The sequence below is a fragment of the Streptococcus sp. FSL E2-3488 genome (assembly GCF_038003585.1).
Lineage (GTDB): Bacteria > Bacillota > Bacilli > Lactobacillales > Streptococcaceae > Streptococcus > Streptococcus thermophilus.
Window position 1 is genome coordinate 1,865,341 of the sequence record NZ_JBBOPL010000001.1, and the last position, 19,980, is coordinate 1,885,320.

Genomic DNA, 19,980 nt, shown 5'->3' on the forward strand with positions numbered 1-19,980 from the left:
TAAAAAAGCCAGCTCAAATTAGCCGGCTTTTAGTTTATACATTCTCAGTTTTTGGTCTATAAATAACAATACCTACAACTACAAAAATAAGTAAGAAAATGACTAGCATACGTACTTGATCTGAGATTTGTCCTGTCATAGAAATAGTTTGACGAAGGCCTGACACAGAGTAGGACATTGGTAAGAATGGTTGTACGACCTTAAAGAACTTAGGACTAAGTTCAATTGGATAAGTCCCTGCACTAGAACCTAACTGTAAAAGCAACAGAATCATGGAAGCAAATGCACCATATCTATCATCCCAACCTACAAGGGCTGTAACGAGCGCCATTAAAGTCCATGCTGCAAGAAGAATCATACCAAATGTAGCTAGTGGATGATTTGGTTCAACTCCCATAAATCGAATAGCAATATAAAGGGCAATTGCAGCCATAGTTGCAATAATACCATTGATAAATAACTTATTTTTAGACCAGTCAAAACGACTCGTAAAGCTTCTTCCTGTCAAGCTTTTAGCAAAGATAACATTTGTTGAAAGAGCTACAACCATAAGAGAAACCGAAATCATATATGGGGCCATTCCCACACCATTAGTGTCAACCTTATCCTTATCAGTTTTCTTCACTTTTAGAGGAGCACTGACTATCTTAGCATTTTCTGAGTTTACAGAAACAAGTGATAACTGTTGATTAGCCTTGTTTAATGAGTCAGACAAGGTAAAAAGATTAGTTGACAGATTTGTCAATCCATTTGTTAAATTATTTCCTCCAATTGCCAATTGTTGGACACCTGTATTAAGAACATTTGTACCACTTTTAAGGGTAGAAAATCCATTCATTAAGGTACTACTGTTAGCATCTAGAGTTTGTGCACCACTAGCAATCGTTGACACAGCACCAGTGTAGGTTGACAAACCTGTTAAGAGATTGCTTGCACCTGTGGCTAAAGTACTTTGAGCTCTTGACACACCTGAAGCAACTTGAATTGCCCCAGGTGATAATTGATTAACAAGTACTGAGTTAACATTAGCAATATTAGCTTGCATTGATGATATAGTTGAGGAAGCTACAGGAAGAAGAGTATTTGCCGAACTTGCAATGCCTGAAATAGACGTTTGTAGAGAAACTAAGTTGCTTGATTCTCCACTACTAGTTGTTGTCGTGCCTGCCAAGCTAGACAAAGCTGTTGACATGCTTGACACATCTGATGCAATAGTTGAAGCATAGCTACTAGCTGTAGAGCCAGCATTACTAATTGCTGAAGCAATCTCTGCTTGTTGATCTGCTGTCAAGCTTTGATATGCAGCTGTTCCTTGTACCGCAGCCAAATCGTTCGCTTTGTCAGTGGCACTAGCTGTAGCTATAGAACTAGCTGTAGAAGAAATATTTGAAAGATAAGTCGCTATTGAACTTGTATCTACTGATGTTGTTGATGTTCCACTAGGGAATGATGTATTACTTACTGCCGTATTAAGATTTTGAATTGCTGTATTTAAATCAGTTAAATTAGCTGACAAGCTTGACAACTGTGTTTGCTGTTCTTCAGATAAACTTGTTGCTGTAGCCATTTGACTAAGCGCCGTTGACAAAGAATTCGCACCTGTAACTAAGGTATTCATAGCTTCTGCTCCTGATGCAAATTGACCCGCAGCAGAATTAACAGCCTCTGAGTTACTATTCAACTGTGACAAAGCACCTGACAAAGTTGACACACCTGAAGTATAGGCAGATGCGCCCGAACTCAAGGTATCAACACCTGTCGCCAATGTTTGAGTAGAACCAGCAAGAGTTCCTAGACCATTTGATAAGATCTGACCTCCAGATTGAAGTGCTCCTGCACCTGCATATAATTGACTGGCCCCATTCGCTGCAGTTCCCATCCCACCCTGCAGTTGAGACATACTCTTAAAGACAGCTCCAACATAAGTTGACGTAATATTTTTAGAAACAGTCTCCTTTAACTTAGACATGGCAGAATCGCTCATTTTCGAAGAAACGAAGCTATGCCCTGCTGTTGTCTGATAAGAAATTTCTAGTTTCTTAGGATCATTTGTCAGAAGACTTGCTGCATTACTTGAGAGGTTTTCTGGGAAAGTGATAACCATATAGTAATCACCGTCTTCTATTCCTTTTTGTGCTTCAGTTTCAGTTACAAAATGATAGTCCAAATTTTTATTTTTAGACATATTGTCCACCATATCATGACCAATATTAAGCGCCTTATCTTGAAATCTAGCACTCTTATCTTTGTTCACCACTGCCACTGGCAGATGTTTCACATTACCATAAGGATCCCATATAGAAGATAAAAATATTAAATTATACAAAGCGGGTATCAATGAAACACCAATAATGGTTATCCATAGCTTTGGACTTTTTAGAAGAGCCTTTAATTCTGCTAACATATTTCTCCTTTTTAGACATCGTGTATATTTTTATGATATAATCAATTATAAGCTCATTAATTTATAAATCAATATTTAAAAACTATTTTTTGGACACATTATATAAAACTGTGTGAAAGGAGAAATACATGACAAAAGATCAAAGGCGTTCACTGACTAAAAAAGCTCTTTTAGATGCTTTGGTAATATGCCTTAAAGACCAAGATTTCAATGAGATTACAACTATTCGTCTAGTTCAAACAGCTGGGATTAGCCGTTCAAGTTTTTATACTCACTACAAGGATAAATTTGAAATGATAGATAGCTATCAGAAAGAATTGTTTCATAAACTAGAGTATATCTTTGATAAATACGAAGGAAAGAAAGAAGGGGCCTTTCTCGAAATCTTTGAAATTCTTACTCGTGAAAAACTTCTTTCAGCTCTATTATCTACAAATGGAGCAAAAGAAATTCAAGATTTTCTGATAAACAAACTTCAGCGTATGATAGCTAAAGACTTTATTGACCCTACTGCTGAAAAAAGAGCTCTCAAAGGATTCGAGAAGGACTATGCCAGCATTTATCTTGCTCATGCTATTTTTGGAGCTTGTCAAGCATGGATAAAAAATGGCAAAAAGGAATCACCTCAAGAAATGACAGACTTCCTTCTACGATTTATTCCACAATAAAATAACACCAGAAGCACAAAAAAAGCTACAAAGTATCTCGGTAGATAAAGTAGCTTTTTTCTCTTATAATTAAATTCCTAGAACAATGAGATAATAAGTGAAAACAAGGTCAATATTGCGGGTTCACCTTGCGTAAAAATAATCTTCTTATTAGCAGTTACAGCACCATAAACAGCAGCAAAGAAAACATTAAGAACAAAAACAGTTACAAGTAGCTGACTATTTGTAAAAATACCATACAAGAGGAATACAGCGATTAAACCATTGTAAATACCTTTATTTTTAAATAAGTTTGTAACAGAATCGCGTTGAAGCTCTTCTTTGCTCATATTAAAAATTCTACTAGTTGTGTCTGAATGTGTTGCAAAAGTTTCCAAATACATGATATAAAGATGCTCCAATGCAACAATCCCAGCTAAAATTAGTATAATAATAGACATAGTTTCTCCCTTCTTAAACAACTTTGACAGTATATCAAAAGTAAAGCATTAAAACAACACACATGTTTTATAAAATTTAAAATATGGTAAAACAAAGACTGAAAGAGAGGTCCTAATGACAAAAACAGAAGTAATACAACGTCTACAAAAAGACTTGAAAATCTCTAGATTTCAAGCTTATATAGAGGATAAAGAATACTCTGAAGAAAGAGTACAAACGACTAAAAAAGATTTTGAAGCCTACTTCACCAACTACGTTTCAAATGTTTCAGCAGACTTTGAAGGTGGACTGGAAAATAAATGAACTATACCTCAAAATCACATATCATAAGATAATGGAACAAGCTCCTAGTCTAATACAAATGACTAGGAGCTTATTATGTTAGAAAACAAAAAAGCCGTCTCATTCTGTGATATAGCTCTAAAATCTATATAGAAGTAAGCAAAAAGGTAAGCAAATTTCTGAAACAGTCTTTTAAAATAAGCAAAAAGCCCATAATAACGGGCTTTTCGATACAATAATATTAAAATTAAAGCATTTTGTTGTAGAATTCAACGACAAGTGCTTCGTTGATTTCTGGGTTGATTTCATCACGTTCTGGAAGACGTGTCAATGAACCTTCAAGTTTTTCAGCATCAAATGATACGAATGCTGGACGTCCGATAGTAGCTTCTACTGCTTCAAGGATAGCAGGAACTTTAACTGACTTTTCACGAACTGAGATTACTTGACCAACTTCAACGCGGTATGAAGGGATATCAACACGTTTACCGTCAACAAGGATGTGACCGTGGTTTACAAATTGACGTGCTTGACGACGAGTTGTTGCGAGACCAAGACGGTACACAACGTTATCAAGACGACGTTCCAAAAGAACCATAAAGTTGAAACCAAGTGTTCCACCTTTAACTTTAGTAGCTTGTACGAACAAGTTACGGAATTGTTTTTCACTCAAACCGTATGAGAAACGAAGCTTTTGTTTTTCAGCCAATTGCAAACCGTACTCTGAAAGTTTTGAACGGTTATTTGGGCCATGTTGACCTGGTACGTAGTTACGACGTGCCAATTCTTTACCTGTGCCTGTAAGTGAGAAACCAAGGCGACGTGATTGTTTCCATGATGGACCTGTATAACGTGACATTAATAATGTCCTCCTATAAAAAATATTTTTAGGAAATAACATTTTAGATAAACCTGATTCGTTCAGAAAGACTTCGCCCAAACAGCAAAGGTTACTTTTCTAGCTGACTTCCTGTTGACGAGCTTCATTTTATCCTGCTATTATTTCACATACTCCGCTATTTTACCACGAAAAAAAGCCCAAGTAAAGGCTTTTTCTTATTTATTTTCGATTTCAGCTTGTTCCTCGGGACTCAAATAACGAATGAGAGTCTTTTCAGTCAAAATATCTGAATAAGTATAAGATTCAACATAACTATTATTAATAGCGTCAGCTTGAGAACCGAAGTCCTGATACTCAACAATAAACAATGATGGATAGACTTCTGTCAAACGACCAATCTTATTCTTTTCACGTTTACGTCCATTCTCTAAAGTCAATTCTACCAACTGACCTTCATGAGCTTTAATAGCTTCCTTAATATTTTTCATTTTAGCAACATCTGCAAATGCGTCACTCATATATATCTCCTTAAATCTGAAAGTTACGATTCCTCAAACTGAGCAATCGATGAAAATTTATTATATTCTTTTTGGAATAATAACTTAACTGTTCCACGCGCACCAGCACGGTTTTTTTCTAAGATAACTTCGATTGTATTATCTTCAATCGCATTCTCTGATTCTTCACTCTCTTTTCGATAGTAATCATCACGATATAAGAAAGCTACAATGTCGGCATCCTGCTCGATAGATCCTGATTCACGGATATCAGACAAGACTGGTCGTTTATCCTGACGTTGTTCAACCCCACGAGATAACTGACTCAAGGCAATTACAGGAACTTTGAGCTCCTTGGCTAAGATTTTTAACTGTCTTGAAATATCTGAGACCTCTTGTTGGCGATTTTCCGGTCGCGTCCCTGTAATCAACTGCAAATAGTCAATCACAATGAGACCGAGACCACCCTCTACTTCTTGTGACAATTTACGGGACCGTGCACGAATCTCAGTAATCTTTATACCAGGGGTATCATCTATGTAAATAGGTGCCTCAGCCAGTGCCCCTTGAGCAATCATGACATTATTCCAATCTTGCTCTGTCAATTGACCTGTACGTAAAGCATGAGAATCAATCATACCTTCAGCTGCCAACATACGATCAACCAAGCTTTCTGCACCCATCTCTAGGGAAAAAACTGCAACAGCTTTATTTTGCTTGGTACCAACATTCTGAACGATATTCAACACAAAGGCTGTTTTACCAACAGCGGGACGAGCTGCTAAAATAATTAATTGGTCCGGGTGTAAACCTGTTGTAATCTTATCAAGGTCACGGAAACCTGTCGGTAATCCAGTTACATCTGATGTTTGCTGTGAACGCATCTCCAAAGTATTAAAATTGACATCAAGAACTTCAGATATTTTGCGGAAACCACTACTATTGCTATGCTCTGAAACATCAACTAAGGCTTTCTCAGCATTTGCAATAATTTCATCCGATTCAGTTGTCCCCTCATATGCTTGATTGACAATTTCTGTCAACCTATTTATAATACGCCGAAGCATGGCTTTCTCAGCCACAATCTTAGCATAGTACTCAGCATTTGCGGATGTTGGGACACTATTGACCAAATCTACAAGATAAGAAATACCCCCTATGTTTTGGAGGTCATCTTGGTCATCTAAAATAGTACGTACTGTCGTGGCATCAATGGCATCATTTCGATCCGACAGCGTTACCATTGCTTTAAAAATGACACGATGGGAATACTTGTAAAAGTCATCTGCTTCGATAAACTCTCGAACCGTAATTAACTTTTCCGGGTTAATGAAAATAGCCCCCAAAACAGACTGTTCCGCTACTAAATCATGAGGTTGCACTCGTAATTCTTGAGCTTCTGCCACAATTATTCCCTCCTTTACAAGATTTACTTATAGTGTCAACGAATTACTCAGCACTATTTTTGATGTTAAGCTTAATTTGTGCATTCACTTCTTTATGAAGCTTTACAGGAACCTCAATCAAGCCAATCGCTCGAATAGGATGTTCAAGTTCAATATGACGTTTATCAATCTTGATTCCAAACTGTTTCTGAAGTCCTTCCGCAATCTTTTTAGCTGTAATTGAACCAAATGTACGACCATCTGGCCCAACCTTCTCAGTAAATTGAAGACGATTTTCTTCTTTCTCAAGTTGTTCTTTAACGCGTTTTGCTTCAGCTAACAACTCTGCAGCATGCTTTTCTTCTGATTTTTGTTTTCCTTTCAACTCCCCGATAGCTTGCTTTGTTGCTTCTTTAGCAAGATTCTTTTTAATCAAGAAGTTTTGAGCATAACCTAATGGTACTTCTTTAATTTCACCTTTTTTTCCTTTACCCTTAACGTCTTGTAAGAAAATAACTTTCATTTTAATCCTCCTTGGGAGCCAACTCTCCCATAATAGTTTCAATTAATTTATTTTGCGCTTGAGAAACACTACAGTCTCGTAATTGGCAGGCGGCTAGGTTGAAATGTCCACCACCACCTAATTTTTCCATAATACCTTGTACATTAATCGCATTATGGCTTCGAGAAGATATGTTTACAGTCGAGTGACTTGTTCGAGCAACAACAAAGGTTGCTTCGATTCCAGCCATTGCAAGCATAGTATCTGCCGCCTTAGCAATCACAACATTATTATAGCACTTGTGGTTATCTCCTGTAGCAACGATTATATCATCAGTAATTCGTTCGCCTGCAATAATTAACTCATTAATACGTCGATATTCGTCAAAATCCGTAGCAGAAATCATTTGAATTTCTCCACTGTCACTTCCTAAACTACGAAGGTAAGAGGCAACATCAAAAGTTCGACTAGTAACACGAGTAGAGAAATTCTTGGTATCCAGCATTATACCTGCCATAAGGATAGAAGCTTGGATTTTACTCAAACGTTCTGGAGCCCCTTGAAATTGTAACAACTCCGTAACCAATTCACAAGCAGAGCTTGCTCCACTTTCAATAAAAGTCAAAACTGCATTTTCAGGGAAGTCGTCATCTCGACGGTGATGATCTACGACAATAACTTCATTAAATCGATCATAAAAATCCTGAGATAGGGTTAGATTGATTTTTGAGTGGTCAACCATAATTAGCAATGAGTGTTGGTTGACTAGTTCTTCAGCTTCTGAGAGTGTAATAAGGGGTGACTGCCCATCTTCTTTCAAACGTTCTACCGCACGCTCAATATCCGTATTCATAGCCATATCATCATAAACAGCATAGCTCTTTCTAACAATCTGACTAGCAAAATGGGCCATACCAACAGTAGCCCCTAAGGCATCCATATCAAGATTTTTGTGACCTACAACAAATACTTTTTCGACTGTTTTTAACTTATATGAAATTGCAGTCATCATAGCCCTTGTTCTTGTACGAGAACGCTTAACTGTTGAGACAGAGCCTCCTCCAAAATAAAGAAGTTCCTTGTGATCATCATTTTCCTTAACAACAGCTTGATCTCCGCCTCGAACAAGTGCAATATTAAGGTTCTGCAAAGCAACTTGCCCGATTTGATCATGCTTAAGCGTACCAAAGGATATTCCCATACTCAAAGTCAGTGGTAAACCACGTTCTTGTGCTTGTTGACGAAAGTCATCCAAGACAGAAAACTTTTGATCCATGAATTCTGTCAAAACACTGTAATTGGTAAAGAAGTAAAAACGATCCCCTTCAATACGTCGATAATGAATATGCTTAGCCTTAGCAAACTCAGAAATAAATCCTACTACAAATGTATTGATTTTTGAAACATCTGCATCTGGCAAACTTCCTGTCACATCGTCGTAGTTATCAACTGAAATAATCCCAATAACAGGTCGAGTCATATTTGGATCAACATTTTCATCTTGATCATAAACATTGTCAATAAAATATGTCAGCTTATTGTCAAAATCCACAAAGGCAGCGTATTTATTGTCACCAACAGTTATTACATTCGAAGGTGACCCCTTTCGTTTCTGGGAGATAAAATCTGCAATCAACTGCTTATTGAAGTTCCCATATTCATCTGAAAGCACTAACTTAGCATAGGGGTTGAACCATTCAATATGGTCATTTTCGTCAAAAGTAACGACTCCGACAGGCATCTTTCCAAGAAGAGTCTTCAAAGAAGCTTCCACATCCTGATTCAGTTCATCTAATTGTTCTATTTCCAAAGACTCATATGTTGTCTTTTGGTAATGCAATAGTGCAACAACTACTACCATAATGATAAAAAGCGCAAAAATGAGTGCAGACTCCGTTTGTAATACGCGGACAAAAATGGTAGCAATTCCAAAAAGAACTAGTCCTATCATTATCAGGTGAATAGTTGCAAAGTGAAATCTTTTCATATAAAACCTCTTAATCTAACAATTATAACATAAAAAAGCCTTAATTAAAAGGCTTTTACAAGTGTTACGACTGTTAATCCACTTTACGTCGAGCTTTATTATTGCCTTCAAGGTAAACCATCAAAATAGAGATATCTGCTGGATTAACCCCTGAGATACGGCTTGCTTGACCAATGGTTTCAGGATTTATTTTCTTAAATTTTTGACGAGCCTCAGTTGCAATAGAATCAATAGCATCCCAATCAATATTTTCCGGAATCTTTTTTTCTTCCATTCGCTTCATCTTAGCTACTTGATCCAAAGCTTTATTGATATACCCTTCGTACTTGATTTCAGTTTCAAGTAACTCTATAACCTTAGCATCCAAATCTTCTGCAGCTGGACCGACAAACTGAGTAGCTGTAGCGTAATCAATCTCAGGTCGACGCATAAACTCTTTGGCTGTCATGGCATCTGTCAAAGGCTTAAATCCTAGAGCTTGAATTTTTTCATTTGTTTCTTTGATAGGCTTTAATTTTTCTTTTGACAGACGTGTCAACTCTCTGTCAAACTGATTTTTCTTAATTTTAAAGATATTCCAACGTTCATCATCAACCAAGCCAACTTCTCTACCAATAGGTGTCAAGCGCATGTCAGCATTATCATGACGTAATATAAGTCGATACTCTGCGCGTGAAGTTAATAAACGATATGGTTCCAAGGTTCCTTTCGTGACAAGATCGTCAATCATTACACCAATATAGGCATCACTACGTTTGAGAATAAGCTCTGGTTTACCTTGGACTTTAAGAGCTGCATTAATACCAGCAACTAGACCTTGACCTGCTGCCTCCTCGTATCCAGAAGTTCCATTGGTCTGTCCTGCTGTAAAGAGACCTGAAATCAACTTCGTTTCAAGTGTTGCACGTAATTGATGTGGAAGGACAATGTCATACTCAATCGCATAGCCAGTTCTTATCATCTCTGCCTTTTCCAGACCTTTGATTGAGTGAATCAACTCTTTTTGAACATCTTCGGGTAAGCTTGTTGACAGACCTTGTACATAGACTTCTTCAGTCTCTCTTCCTTCGGGTTCAAGGAAAAGTTGATGACGATTTTTATCAGCAAAGCGGACAATTTTATCTTCGATTGATGGACAGTAACGAGGTCCTACTCCCTTGACAATACCTGAGAACATCGGTGCACGGTGTAAATTGTTATTGATAATATCATGGCTCTCTTGATTCGTATAGGTTAGCCAACAAGGAATCTGATCCTGAAGATAGTCTTCATCCTTCGACAAAAATGAAAAATGATTCGGCTTTTCGTCGCCTGGTTGAATCTCGGTCTCTTCGTAATTAATTGATGATGCCTTGACACGAGGAGGAGTACCTGTTTTAAATCGACCAATTTCAAGCCCAAGCTCCTTCAAATTATCAGCCAAAGTAACCGATGCAAGACTATTATTTGGTCCAGAAGAATATTTGAGATCACCTATGATAATTTCACCGCGTAAAGCCGTTCCTGTTGTTACAACAACTGCTTTAGCTCCATATTTTTGATTTGTGGCTGTTCTTACACCGACTACCTTGCTATCTTCAACAAGTATTTCATCAACCATTGATTGACGTAGAGTCAAGTTTTCCTGACACTCAACTGTATGTTTCATTGTCATAGCATACAAGGCTTTGTCTGCTTGAGCACGCAAAGCTCTAACTGCGGGTCCTTTACCAGTATTCAACATTTTCATTTGAATGTAGGTTTTGTCGATGTTTTTACCCATCTCTCCACCAAGAGCATCAATTTCACGAACAACAATCCCCTTGGCCGATCCACCGATAGAAGGGTTACACGGCATAAAAGCCAGCATCTCTAGGTTAATGGTCGCTAATAAAACTTTACATCCCATACGGGCTGCAGCCAAGCTAGCTTCCACACCGGCGTGACCAGCACCAACGACAATTACATCAAAATTTTCATCAAACTCGTAAGACATTTTTAGATTTTTGCAGTGATTTACAGTCAACTGCCTCATCCTTTCTTTGTTTTTTCCTACAAAAATAGTCAAAACTCTAGAAAACTGTACGCAAAAACGCACAATTCCCATGAGCTTTGACCATCATGACTATTGTTAAAATTATTTTATCAAATCAAATCGTTTTGTCAATTCAAATCACTATTTGATTAGAATAAAGAGTTGAAATTGGATTCATTATAGCGAAAAAGACCATAAATGCATTAAAAATTGGAAACTCAGATCTTTACTTCAGTTAAATATACTGACAAACTTTTCCGTCTTTATATGCTTGATCAATAATACCGCCGCCCAAACATTCCTGACCATCATAGAAAACAACGGCTTGACCAGGTGTAATAGCACGCTGAGTTTCAGCAAAAACAACCTCTGCTTTATCACCCTTAACCTTTACAGTAACTTTACTATCAGGTTGACGATAACGGAATTTTGCTGTGCATTTCATTTCAAATTCTTCCGGCATATCTCGAGTAAAGTGAATCATTGAAGCGTCAAGTGAAGTTGACATCAACGACTCATGGTGGAAACCTTGACCCACGTAAAGAATATTTTTAGAAAGATCTTTCCCTACTACAAACCAAGGAGCATTATCTCCGCCTTTTTGGCCACCAATACCCATACCACCACGTTGACCAATGGTGTAATACATGAGTCCGTTATGTTCACCCATATCACGACCATCGACGGTCATCATACGGCCTTTTTGAGCTGGTAAGTATTGACTAAGAAACTCTTTAAAGTTTTTCTCACCAATAAAACATATTCCTGTTGAATCTTTTTTCTTGGCTGTTGCAAGACCTGCACGTTCAGCAATCTTACGAACTTCTGGCTTTTGTAGATGTCCTAAAGGAAACATCGTTTTCTGCAACTGCTCTTGCGAAAGTTGACTAAGGAAGTAGGTTTGATCTTTATTGTTATCTGCACCACGCAACATATGGATAATACCATTTTCATCGCAAACAACTTGAGCATAGTGCCCTGTAGCCACATAGTCCGCTCCCAATGACATAGCATAGTCGAGGAAAGCCTTGAACTTGATTTCCTTATTACACATAACGTCTGGATTAGGGGTACGCCCTGAGCGGTACTCTGCTAAGAAATACTCAAATACACGGTCCCAGTACTCTTTTTCAAAATTAACAGAGTAATACGGGATACCAATCTGATCAGCTACTGCCGCCACATCTTTATAATCTTCGGTGGCTGTACATACACCGAATTCATCTGTGCCATCCCAATTTTTCATGAAGACACCAATTACATCATAGCCTTGCTCTTTTAAAAGTAGAGCTGTTACTGATGAATCAACGCCACCACTCATACCGACAACAACACGTGTTTTTGAATTATCAGTCATTGATAACTCCTCCCATCAAATAAAATTCAACATAGACTTGAAGGGTCTAGTTATTCAAATATCGATTTGAAGGTCGATTTTGAAGCGTAAAAGCACGCAAACTTAATTATATCATGATTAAAGAATAATGCAAAAAGGTTACACTAGGGAACCTTTTTTATATTTATTTTAATGTAAACCCACTGTAAAGATATTACTCCCCAGACTATTATTGGAATCCATACGGCTATAACTAACCATCTCGGTTCTTGGTAACTTAACACCAGTTTATTCTGCCCTTTTTGTGATGAAACTATTGGTGTACCTATTGTTGACAATCTATAATCAGCCTTGTTAAGTTCTTGACCATTTAGTGTCAAGATGGAATCTCTATAGACAACTATTGGTAAGTTTAACTCCTCTCCTTCAGCAGCTTGCCAAGTTAATACAAGATAACCATCTTCGAGCATCTTTTCTGCACTCTGATTCTTAACAACATTTTTATAATAAAGATCGTAAGTATTCTGCTTACCTATTGTCCCATAAATTGGAACATAATCTGGTGTTGGTTTAACAACTAAATTTAAAAATTGTGACAAATCACTGTCATCCATAGTAAGATTTATCGTCTGGTAATCTCCTTCAACGTAAGTATGTTTAACAATGGTAATAAGTTCACCATCTTGTGCCGCAGTTTTTACACGATCGGTAGTATCCATCATATTCTGAATGAGACCAATGCCCGCAAAGGCAAAGAGTAAAACAGCAATACTTTTTCGCCAGTTTACAAATCGCGTGACCGTTAACCCCGTAATTGCTAAAAGTAAAATGGTAGCAGGAACAAAGAATCTAAATGGAAATTGAATCAGTTCAGCAAATGTATTTCCATTTTCTACTAGATACTGCCACGGAAAAAGACCTGTTGATAAGAAAAAGAAGACAAAATAGATAAAATGCAATATTTTTTTCCATTTGGCCAATTTCTTCCAATTCAAAATAGCATAAACAAACTGTAAAACGAGTAACACCATTAAGGAAATTGGAGTATATAGCCAGTATCTTGCTGTTCCATCAATTCCATTCTTACCTATTTCCCTATTTATAAATGGATCTAAAAGATGATTCGTGCCTCTCAAATATAGGAGTATTAACCAGACATTGACAGTCAGCAAGAGGAAAAGAATGACTGCTATAAAGACTTGCAAGAAGGTTTCCTTCTTCTTAGCGACGGATAACGTTACAAAGGTGTAAAGATAGAAAGGAATATACATCATCACTAACATTAAAGCGCTAAGCACATGAACTTGAAAAATCAAGGCCATGGATAAGGTAAGTCTAATTGGTTCTACTTTTTGATAAAAAATGTAGCGAATTGCTGGGATAAAACAAAAAGGTAATAAAGCTGCTCCCCAACTAGAAAACCCCTGACGCATCGTCCAGTACTGGATAGAGAATGTTGTAGCATAGAGTAAACCTAATGACAAGGCAATGGTAGTCTTAACTTTACACTGCTTGAGCAAAGCATACATTGAGGACTCAGCTAATATATGTAGTAGTATCCTCGACACAATCTGATAACGAAACCAAGTGCCACTTATTAAAACAAGTCCTCCTTGTAAATAAGCAAAAAAAGGACCGTAAAGAGCATTGACAATGCGGCCTGACTGTTGGAAGCCATACAAAGATAAAAAGTAAGAAAAGTTACCATTCTTTAATTGCATAGCGGCTTCATAAAACCTATTATAGTGAAAAACGGAATCTGAACCTAAAATGACTTTTTTTGTAAATAATTGTGGCGTAACCAATAACACAGCAAAAGATACAATAATAAGGGGAACCCATAGCTTTTCTTTTGATTTAAAAAATTGTTTCATTGCTAAACCTTTCATTCCCCATTATAACAAAAAGCTCCGTGAAAACGATTACTAATATCCGAAATAAAAAGCTGAAAGATACCTCCCAACTTCTATAAATCTTAGTAATTCCAAGCTGACAATCCTTGTGCGTTATAGGCATTCAAGGCTGATTGAATTTGATCTTCAACTGTTGCAGTTGAACCCCATCCTGGCATTGTTTGGAAGAGACCTGATGCCCCCCTGAACTGCTTGCTACAGTATAATCACCATTTGATTCACGCGCAATAATCGACTCCCAGGTTGACTGTGGGACTCCAGTTACTGCTGCCATCTGTACTGCTGCATAAGAACCGATTTCTCCTGCAGTGTTGCCATTTGAGATAATAACTAAACCATTTCCAGTAGTCGAAGCAGCAACCGAAGAAGCTACTCCATTATTTTGAGTAAACGTAGCGTCAATGCTTGCTGTTGTAGCAGACTCTGATTGAGGTTTTTCTGATGCTCCTACTGTTTCGGTCGTTGTCTCTGATTGAGCTTTACTTTCTTCAACCTTTTCTTTATTCTCTTTGCTTGAGCTAACCTCTGTTGATTTCACCAAATCTGCTGTTGATTCTGACGTTGTTGATGTTGTTGAAGGAGTTGGTATAACTGAATCCGAGAATGCGTTAACCAATCCTTTATTAACTAAAGGAGAGAGTGAAACTGCCAAAATGACACTAAAACTCGTTACAATTGCTACTGGTACCGCCAATGATTTTTTTACTGCTAATTTGATACGACGTCCCTTATAACTTTTTTTTAAACATTAATCTCTCCTAGTTTCTTCTAGTTATATTCATCATAACCTAGTAATATTACTGCCGATTATTCATATTATGCCTAATGTTACAATGATTTATCATTTCAATAAAAAAATACCAAAAATCTGGCATTTTTTCTCTTATTTGTATGAGTTTCTACTTTATTTTCTCACAATTCAATGACAAAATTTTAGTACCAGCCATTGGCGTTCCAGAAAGCAAGAGCTGCTGTCCATGAACCATAACGACTTGCTACATAATTATCTGCTACTTTTTCTTGGTTCGCAGGAGAAAAATCACCATTCAAATATGATGAAGATAATTGATAACGTCCATAATATTGTCCGTTTTGGGCTGTGTAGCTACCACTTGACTCACGTTGAGCGATTTCTTCCTTAGCAGCTGCCTCTGAAGAAGAAAGATTTGTGTCGGTCGTTTGGTTACTTTCACTTTGGGTAGAATCTGTTGATGTTTCTACTAAAGCAGGTGTCTCTGCTGGCTCCTCAGTAGTTTCATTAATCGTTAATTTTTGACCAATATAAATCTTATTAGCATCTTGGATGCCATTTTTTGAGACGATTTCGTCCACTGTCGTACCATTCTTCTTAGCAATAGCTGAAAGGGTATCTCCTTTTTGAACTGTGTAAGTTTCTGCATTAGCTAAAGCTGTTGCTCCAAGTGTTGCCACTGTAACAAGTCCAAAAAGACCTAGTTTTTTAGTGTTAAATGTATTCTTTGTTTGCATGACAATGCTCCTTTATCTATTTATAGTCCAATCCATATTAGTAAAAGTTATTAAATTATTTTATTTATGACCAATAGGTTAATAGTTAATCAACTGGCTTATTCACTATAGGGATTCTTTAATCCAGATTAAGCTGAAGAACTATAACCATGTATCTATAATACCGTGCAAATATAACATCTTCTTGTTAGTGATATTAAAAATATTACAGGTAGATTGAGATTAGACGAAAAAGAACGCCTACGTAGACGTTCTTCAAATACTTCTAGGTCTTAAGACCTAGTTTTTATTCATTTTTACGAATTAACTCTTAAGATAAAAAAGTATTAACCCTAAAGCTAAAATAGCAATAATTGACAAGGTATCTCGACAGTTCCATAAAAGTCGACGATATTTTGTTCGCCCTTCACCACCCTGATAACCTCTGGCTTCCATAGCTATAGCCAGAGCATCTGCTCGTTTAAAGCTAGATGCAAACAAAGGAATTAAGATTGGTATAATTGACCGAACCTTTTGAATAATATTTCCTTCACCAAAATCAACACCACGCGCCTTCTGAGCATTCATAATACGCGTTGTATCGTCCATCAAGGTTGGTACAAAACGTAAACTCAAAGATAACATTAGACCAATTTCATGTGCCGGTACTTTAAAAATAGTCAGCGGTTTTAAAAGTGACTCTACTGCATCAGATAAACTTAACGGCGTAGTTGTTAAAGTAAGTAAGGTGGAAAAACTAATAATGAGTATAAACCTGAGAAATATCATCCAACCTTGATTTAAACCAACTTCCGTAATCTTAAAAAATCCGATGGACCAAAGCACATTCCCTCTTGTATTGAAGAAAACTTGAAACAGGGTAGAGAATAACATAATCCAAATCATTGGTTTAATACCACCCAAAAAGAAACCAAGCTTGATTTTAGACAAGAAAACCAAGAAAAGTGTAAATAGAGTTATCACAGCATAAGTTACAGGATTATTAGCCCAAAAAATGACGATAATATAAATCAGCATTGCTAATAATTTACTTCTAGGATCTAATCGGTGTATAAAAGAATCACCAACAATATAACGCCCAATAATTAACTTATCCATGAACCAACACCTCTACGAATTCCTCTATTGTAATAGGAAGACTTTCAAAGCTATAACCTTTTTCTTGCAGTTGTAGCGCAAACTCTGTGATTTTAGGAACACCTAACTGCTTTTCTTTGAGAAAAGCGACTTTTTGGAAAACATCTTTAGGAGTTCCTGACAATACTAGGCGCCCTTTTTCCATAACATTTACAGCTGTTGCATAATCTGCAACGTCATCCATCAAATGTGTAACCAAGACAATCGTTATTCCAGAAAGGTGTAACTGCTTAAAGAGTGACATTAACTCCTTTCGTCCTTGAGGATCTAGACCAGCAGTCGGTTCATCCAACACTAAAATATCTGGTTGCATAGCTAGAATACCTGCAATAGCAACACGTCGCATCTGCCCTCCCGATAAATCAAAAGGATTCTGATCACGTAACTCATCTGAGAGACCAACTAATCTTAGACTTTCCAGAGCACGCTGTTCGGCCTCCTCCTTAGAAACTCCGAAATTTTGAGGTCCAAAAGCAATATCTTCTAAAACAGTTTCTGCAAATAACTGACTCTCCGGAAATTGAAAAACTAAACCGACCTTTTTACGGATTGGCTTTATTTCCTTATTCTTGGATTGACTATTTATAATAGTGTCATCAACTTTAACCTGACCACTAGTTGGTAAATAAAGTCCATTCAGCAACTGCATAATTGTTGATTTACCACTCCCTGTATGTCCAATAAAGGCTGTATACGAACCATCTTTTATCGTAACTGTCATATCAAAAAGGGCACGCCTCTCAAAAGGAGTACCCGATTGATAGGTATAACTTACATTTTCGAGATATATTCCCATAATTGTTCTACCAATTCCTTTTCTGTCAGATAGCCTTCACAATCTATCAAACCTTGATTTTTAAGTTTCTGAGTTAGTAACGCACTAAAAGGGATATCAAGACCTAAGTCAACCAACTCTGAGCCTCTGCTAAAAAGTTCACGAGGGCTTGAAATGGACTCCACTTTACCTTGTTTTAAAACTAAAACACGGTTGCTCATCGCAACCTCATCGAGATCATGAGTAATTGATAAAACAGTCATTCCATATTGCTGACGAATATCCTCAATAGATTGAATTAATTCCTGGCGACCTTCTGGATCAAGCATACTTGTTGCTTCATCCAAAATCAAAATAGATGGTCTCATGGCAATAATTCCAGCAATAGCCACACGTTGTTTTTGACCTCCAGATAGTCTGGCTGGTTCTCTATCCTTAAAATCCATCATGCCTACAAAAGACAATGCCTCTTGAACTCTAGAAACCATCTCTTTATAGGGAAGTCCCTTATTTTCAAGACCGAAAGCAACATCATCTTCAACAGTAGCTCCAACAAATTGATTATCTGGATTTTGAAAAACCATACCAATTTTATCACGAATATCCCAGACAGTCTCTTCTGTTAATTCCTGACCATCAACAATGATCTGCCCAGAATCTGCCACTAAAAGTCCGCCAATTAGACGTGCTGTCGTGGATTTTCCAGATCCGTTATGGCCTACAATGGATAACCATTCCCCACGTTTCACGTGAAACGATACATTATTCAGGGTATAGGAGGTTTGATCTTGATTATATTTAAATTTTAAATTTTTTATTTCAATCATTGGTTTATCGTACTACTTAAAGGTGTCCTTAAACAAGAAACCTGCACCCTTGAAATAATCATAGCCTGAGTAAATCGTAAAGAATAAAGCTACATACAGCATGATTGTCCCTACAAAATGCACATGACACAATAACAAAATAATAGATAACATCTGAGTCACTGTTTTAATCTTACCAGGCATAGCTGCAGCGAGAACTGTGCCACCGTTTTCGACTAACAAAAGACGAAGTCCTGTAACTGCCAACTCCCGACAGATGATAACTGAAACAACCCAAGCAGGTGCTTGATTAATACCTACTAACATAATAAAAGCTGACATTACCAACATTTTATCCGCTAAAGGATCTGCAAATTTCCCAAAATTAGTAACAACATGCCATTTTCGTGCCAAATAGCCATCTAAATAATCTGTAATGCTAGCAATGGCAAAAACAACTGCTGCCGCAATATGCATCACATTGCTCGACGCAAGTGATGTCATCAATAAAAAGATGGGAATTAAGATAATTCTAGCAAGTGTCAATAAGTTAGGTAAATTTTCTTTTTTAAACATTTCTTCTCGATTCTATTGGATTCTTAATGTTAGGTAGCTAGGTGTATTTTGATCTAGTTGAGATAAATCAAGTGACTCTCCATTTACCTTGAGAGTAACTTTTGAAGGTTGAGCGATAATAATTTGAGTTGTTTTGATTTTATCAGAAAGATCCAAAGAGTATTTTGATTTATTAGTTTTTGAAAGATAATAACTCTCTGAAGTATCTGAGTTATCTACAGAAAACCATGTATCGTTACTATTTTCTGATAACTCCACTTCTAAAACTACTGAAGATTTTACATTGGAGAAATCAACCATTAATTGATTTCCTTGAGTTGTTGTTGTAAAATTGGCCCCCGATACTGTAACCTCAGAAATGCTTCGAGACGACTTAGCTCCACTTGCAATTGATAAGTGATTAGCTGTAGAGATAGTATTGGGCTTAATCACCTGAGGTTGGTTAGAAAGGTGTCTAATAATAATATATCCAACTGAACAGATGATAAGTAATGAAACCGCACTCAGAATTAGTAAAGGGATATAGTTAGACTTTCTTTTTTCTTCACGTTTAAGTTTTGAAAAACGTGACATGGGGACTTTAGTATCTAAAATATCTTCCTTACGTTCAACTTGTTTCTTTTCTTCTTTAACTTTTCGCTCATTCTTTTTCTGCTCTTCGTACAGATGTTTTCCATCTAAATCAACCGAAGTAGCGTACTTTTCAAGTGCTTCTTGCTGAATGTCCTTGGGTAAAGCTTTAAGTTGATCCATTTCCATAGCTAGAAGATACTGCGCTTCAACCCCTGAAACTTTTTCTGCATCATATAAACTTAATTCTTTTTTTATTCGTGCTGCACGTAATTGCTCACCAAGAGAGTATCGCTTCATTTTTCCCCTTTCTAATATTCTTCTTTGTTTTAGTGTTTATATTATAGCAAATATTTAC

The 19,980-nt window shown here is 36.9% G+C and carries 18 protein-coding genes and 1 pseudogene; 2 read left to right on the forward strand and 17 right to left on the reverse strand.

What is annotated here, in order from left to right; translation table 11 throughout:
• Nucleotides 1-34: 34 nt before the first annotated feature.
• Nucleotides 35-2,404, reverse strand: coding sequence for a YhgE/Pip domain-containing protein (locus MHH90_RS09610; protein ID WP_011681750.1), 2,370 nt, complete (start codon nt 2,402-2,404; stop codon nt 35-37).
• 128 nt (nt 2,405-2,532) lie between these two features.
• Here MHH90_RS09610 and MHH90_RS09615 point away from each other — a divergent pair, with 128 nt between their 5' ends.
• Nucleotides 2,533-3,072: a TetR/AcrR family transcriptional regulator gene (locus MHH90_RS09615; RefSeq protein WP_002952253.1), complete on the forward strand. Its 540-nt coding sequence runs from the start codon at nt 2,533-2,535 to the stop codon at nt 3,070-3,072.
• A 77-nt stretch (nt 3,073-3,149) separates the two neighbouring features.
• Here MHH90_RS09615 and MHH90_RS09620 read toward each other — a convergent pair whose 3' ends face one another.
• Nucleotides 3,150-3,512, reverse strand: coding sequence for a DUF1304 domain-containing protein (locus MHH90_RS09620; protein WP_340725911.1), 363 nt, complete (start codon nt 3,510-3,512; stop codon nt 3,150-3,152).
• A gap of 115 nt (nt 3,513-3,627) precedes the next feature.
• Between MHH90_RS09620 and MHH90_RS09625 the strand changes: the two genes are divergently transcribed.
• Nucleotides 3,628-3,816: a hypothetical protein gene (locus tag MHH90_RS09625; protein ID WP_023910021.1), complete on the forward strand. Its 189-nt coding sequence runs from the start codon at nt 3,628-3,630 to the stop codon at nt 3,814-3,816.
• A gap of 226 nt (nt 3,817-4,042) precedes the next feature.
• Here MHH90_RS09625 and rpsD read toward each other — a convergent pair whose 3' ends face one another.
• The 15 genes and pseudogenes from rpsD to MHH90_RS09700 all read right to left on the reverse strand — a co-directional run bounded on the left by rpsD (nt 4,043) and on the right by MHH90_RS09700 (nt 19,922).
• Nucleotides 4,043-4,654, reverse strand: coding sequence for a 30S ribosomal protein S4 (gene rpsD / locus MHH90_RS09630; protein ID WP_084829177.1), 612 nt, complete (start codon nt 4,652-4,654; stop codon nt 4,043-4,045).
• Nucleotides 4,655-4,851: 197 nt separating this feature from the next.
• Nucleotides 4,852-5,154, reverse strand: coding sequence for a Veg family protein (locus MHH90_RS09635; protein WP_002952260.1), 303 nt, complete (start codon nt 5,152-5,154; stop codon nt 4,852-4,854).
• Nucleotides 5,155-5,177: 23 nt separating this feature from the next.
• On the reverse strand, nt 5,178-6,539 hold the full coding sequence (gene dnaB / locus MHH90_RS09640; RefSeq protein WP_002952261.1) for a replicative DNA helicase: 1,362 nt from the start codon (nt 6,537-6,539) through the stop codon (nt 5,178-5,180).
• Nucleotides 6,540-6,582: 43 nt separating this feature from the next.
• On the reverse strand, nt 6,583-7,041 hold the full coding sequence (gene rplI, locus MHH90_RS09645; RefSeq protein ID WP_002952263.1) for a 50S ribosomal protein L9: 459 nt from the start codon (nt 7,039-7,041) through the stop codon (nt 6,583-6,585).
• Between the two features lies 1 nt (nt 7,042).
• The gene (locus tag MHH90_RS09650) at nt 7,043-9,007 is read right to left on the reverse strand and encodes a DHH family phosphoesterase (protein ID WP_011681753.1); all 1,965 of its coding nucleotides are present in this window, start codon (nt 9,005-9,007) and stop codon (nt 7,043-7,045) included.
• Between the two features lie 73 nt (nt 9,008-9,080).
• Entirely contained in the window at nt 9,081-10,982 is a 1,902-nt protein-coding gene (mnmG, locus tag MHH90_RS09655) for a tRNA uridine-5-carboxymethylaminomethyl(34) synthesis enzyme MnmG (protein ID WP_011681754.1), read from the reverse strand.
• A gap of 274 nt (nt 10,983-11,256) precedes the next feature.
• Nucleotides 11,257-12,378: a tRNA 2-thiouridine(34) synthase MnmA gene (gene mnmA, locus MHH90_RS09660; protein ID WP_084829182.1), complete on the reverse strand. Its 1,122-nt coding sequence runs from the start codon at nt 12,376-12,378 to the stop codon at nt 11,257-11,259.
• Between the two features lie 143 nt (nt 12,379-12,521).
• Nucleotides 12,522-14,231 carry a hypothetical protein gene (locus MHH90_RS09665; RefSeq protein ID WP_084829239.1) on the reverse strand — a complete coding sequence of 570 codons (1,710 nt, stop codon included), beginning with the start codon at nt 14,229-14,231 and terminating at the stop codon, nt 12,522-12,524.
• Between the two features lie 101 nt (nt 14,232-14,332).
• Nucleotides 14,333-14,964 (reverse strand): annotated as a pseudogene (locus tag MHH90_RS09670) (hypothetical protein).
• A gap of 239 nt (nt 14,965-15,203) precedes the next feature.
• On the reverse strand, nt 15,204-15,758 hold the full coding sequence (locus tag MHH90_RS09675; protein ID WP_100262447.1) for a LysM peptidoglycan-binding domain-containing protein: 555 nt from the start codon (nt 15,756-15,758) through the stop codon (nt 15,204-15,206).
• Between the two features lie 303 nt (nt 15,759-16,061).
• Nucleotides 16,062-16,856 carry an energy-coupling factor transporter transmembrane component T family protein gene (locus MHH90_RS09680; RefSeq protein WP_084829184.1) on the reverse strand — a complete coding sequence of 265 codons (795 nt, stop codon included), beginning with the start codon at nt 16,854-16,856 and terminating at the stop codon, nt 16,062-16,064.
• Entirely contained in the window at nt 16,849-17,691 is an 843-nt protein-coding gene (locus tag MHH90_RS09685) for an energy-coupling factor ABC transporter ATP-binding protein (RefSeq protein ID WP_084829185.1), read from the reverse strand. Before MHH90_RS09685 ends, MHH90_RS09680 begins: the two co-directional genes overlap by 8 nt.
• Nucleotides 17,667-18,497, reverse strand: a complete 831-nt coding sequence (locus MHH90_RS09690; RefSeq protein WP_084829186.1) for an energy-coupling factor ABC transporter ATP-binding protein — start codon at nt 18,495-18,497, stop codon at nt 17,667-17,669. The genes MHH90_RS09685 and MHH90_RS09690 overlap by 25 nt, the downstream gene beginning before the upstream one ends.
• A gap of 12 nt (nt 18,498-18,509) precedes the next feature.
• Nucleotides 18,510-19,052: a CDP-diacylglycerol--glycerol-3-phosphate 3-phosphatidyltransferase gene (gene pgsA, locus MHH90_RS09695; protein WP_084826205.1), complete on the reverse strand. Its 543-nt coding sequence runs from the start codon at nt 19,050-19,052 to the stop codon at nt 18,510-18,512.
• Between the two features lie 12 nt (nt 19,053-19,064).
• Nucleotides 19,065-19,922 carry a helix-turn-helix domain-containing protein gene (locus MHH90_RS09700; RefSeq protein WP_084829187.1) on the reverse strand — a complete coding sequence of 286 codons (858 nt, stop codon included), beginning with the start codon at nt 19,920-19,922 and terminating at the stop codon, nt 19,065-19,067.
• Between the last annotated feature and the right edge of the window lie 58 nt (nt 19,923-19,980).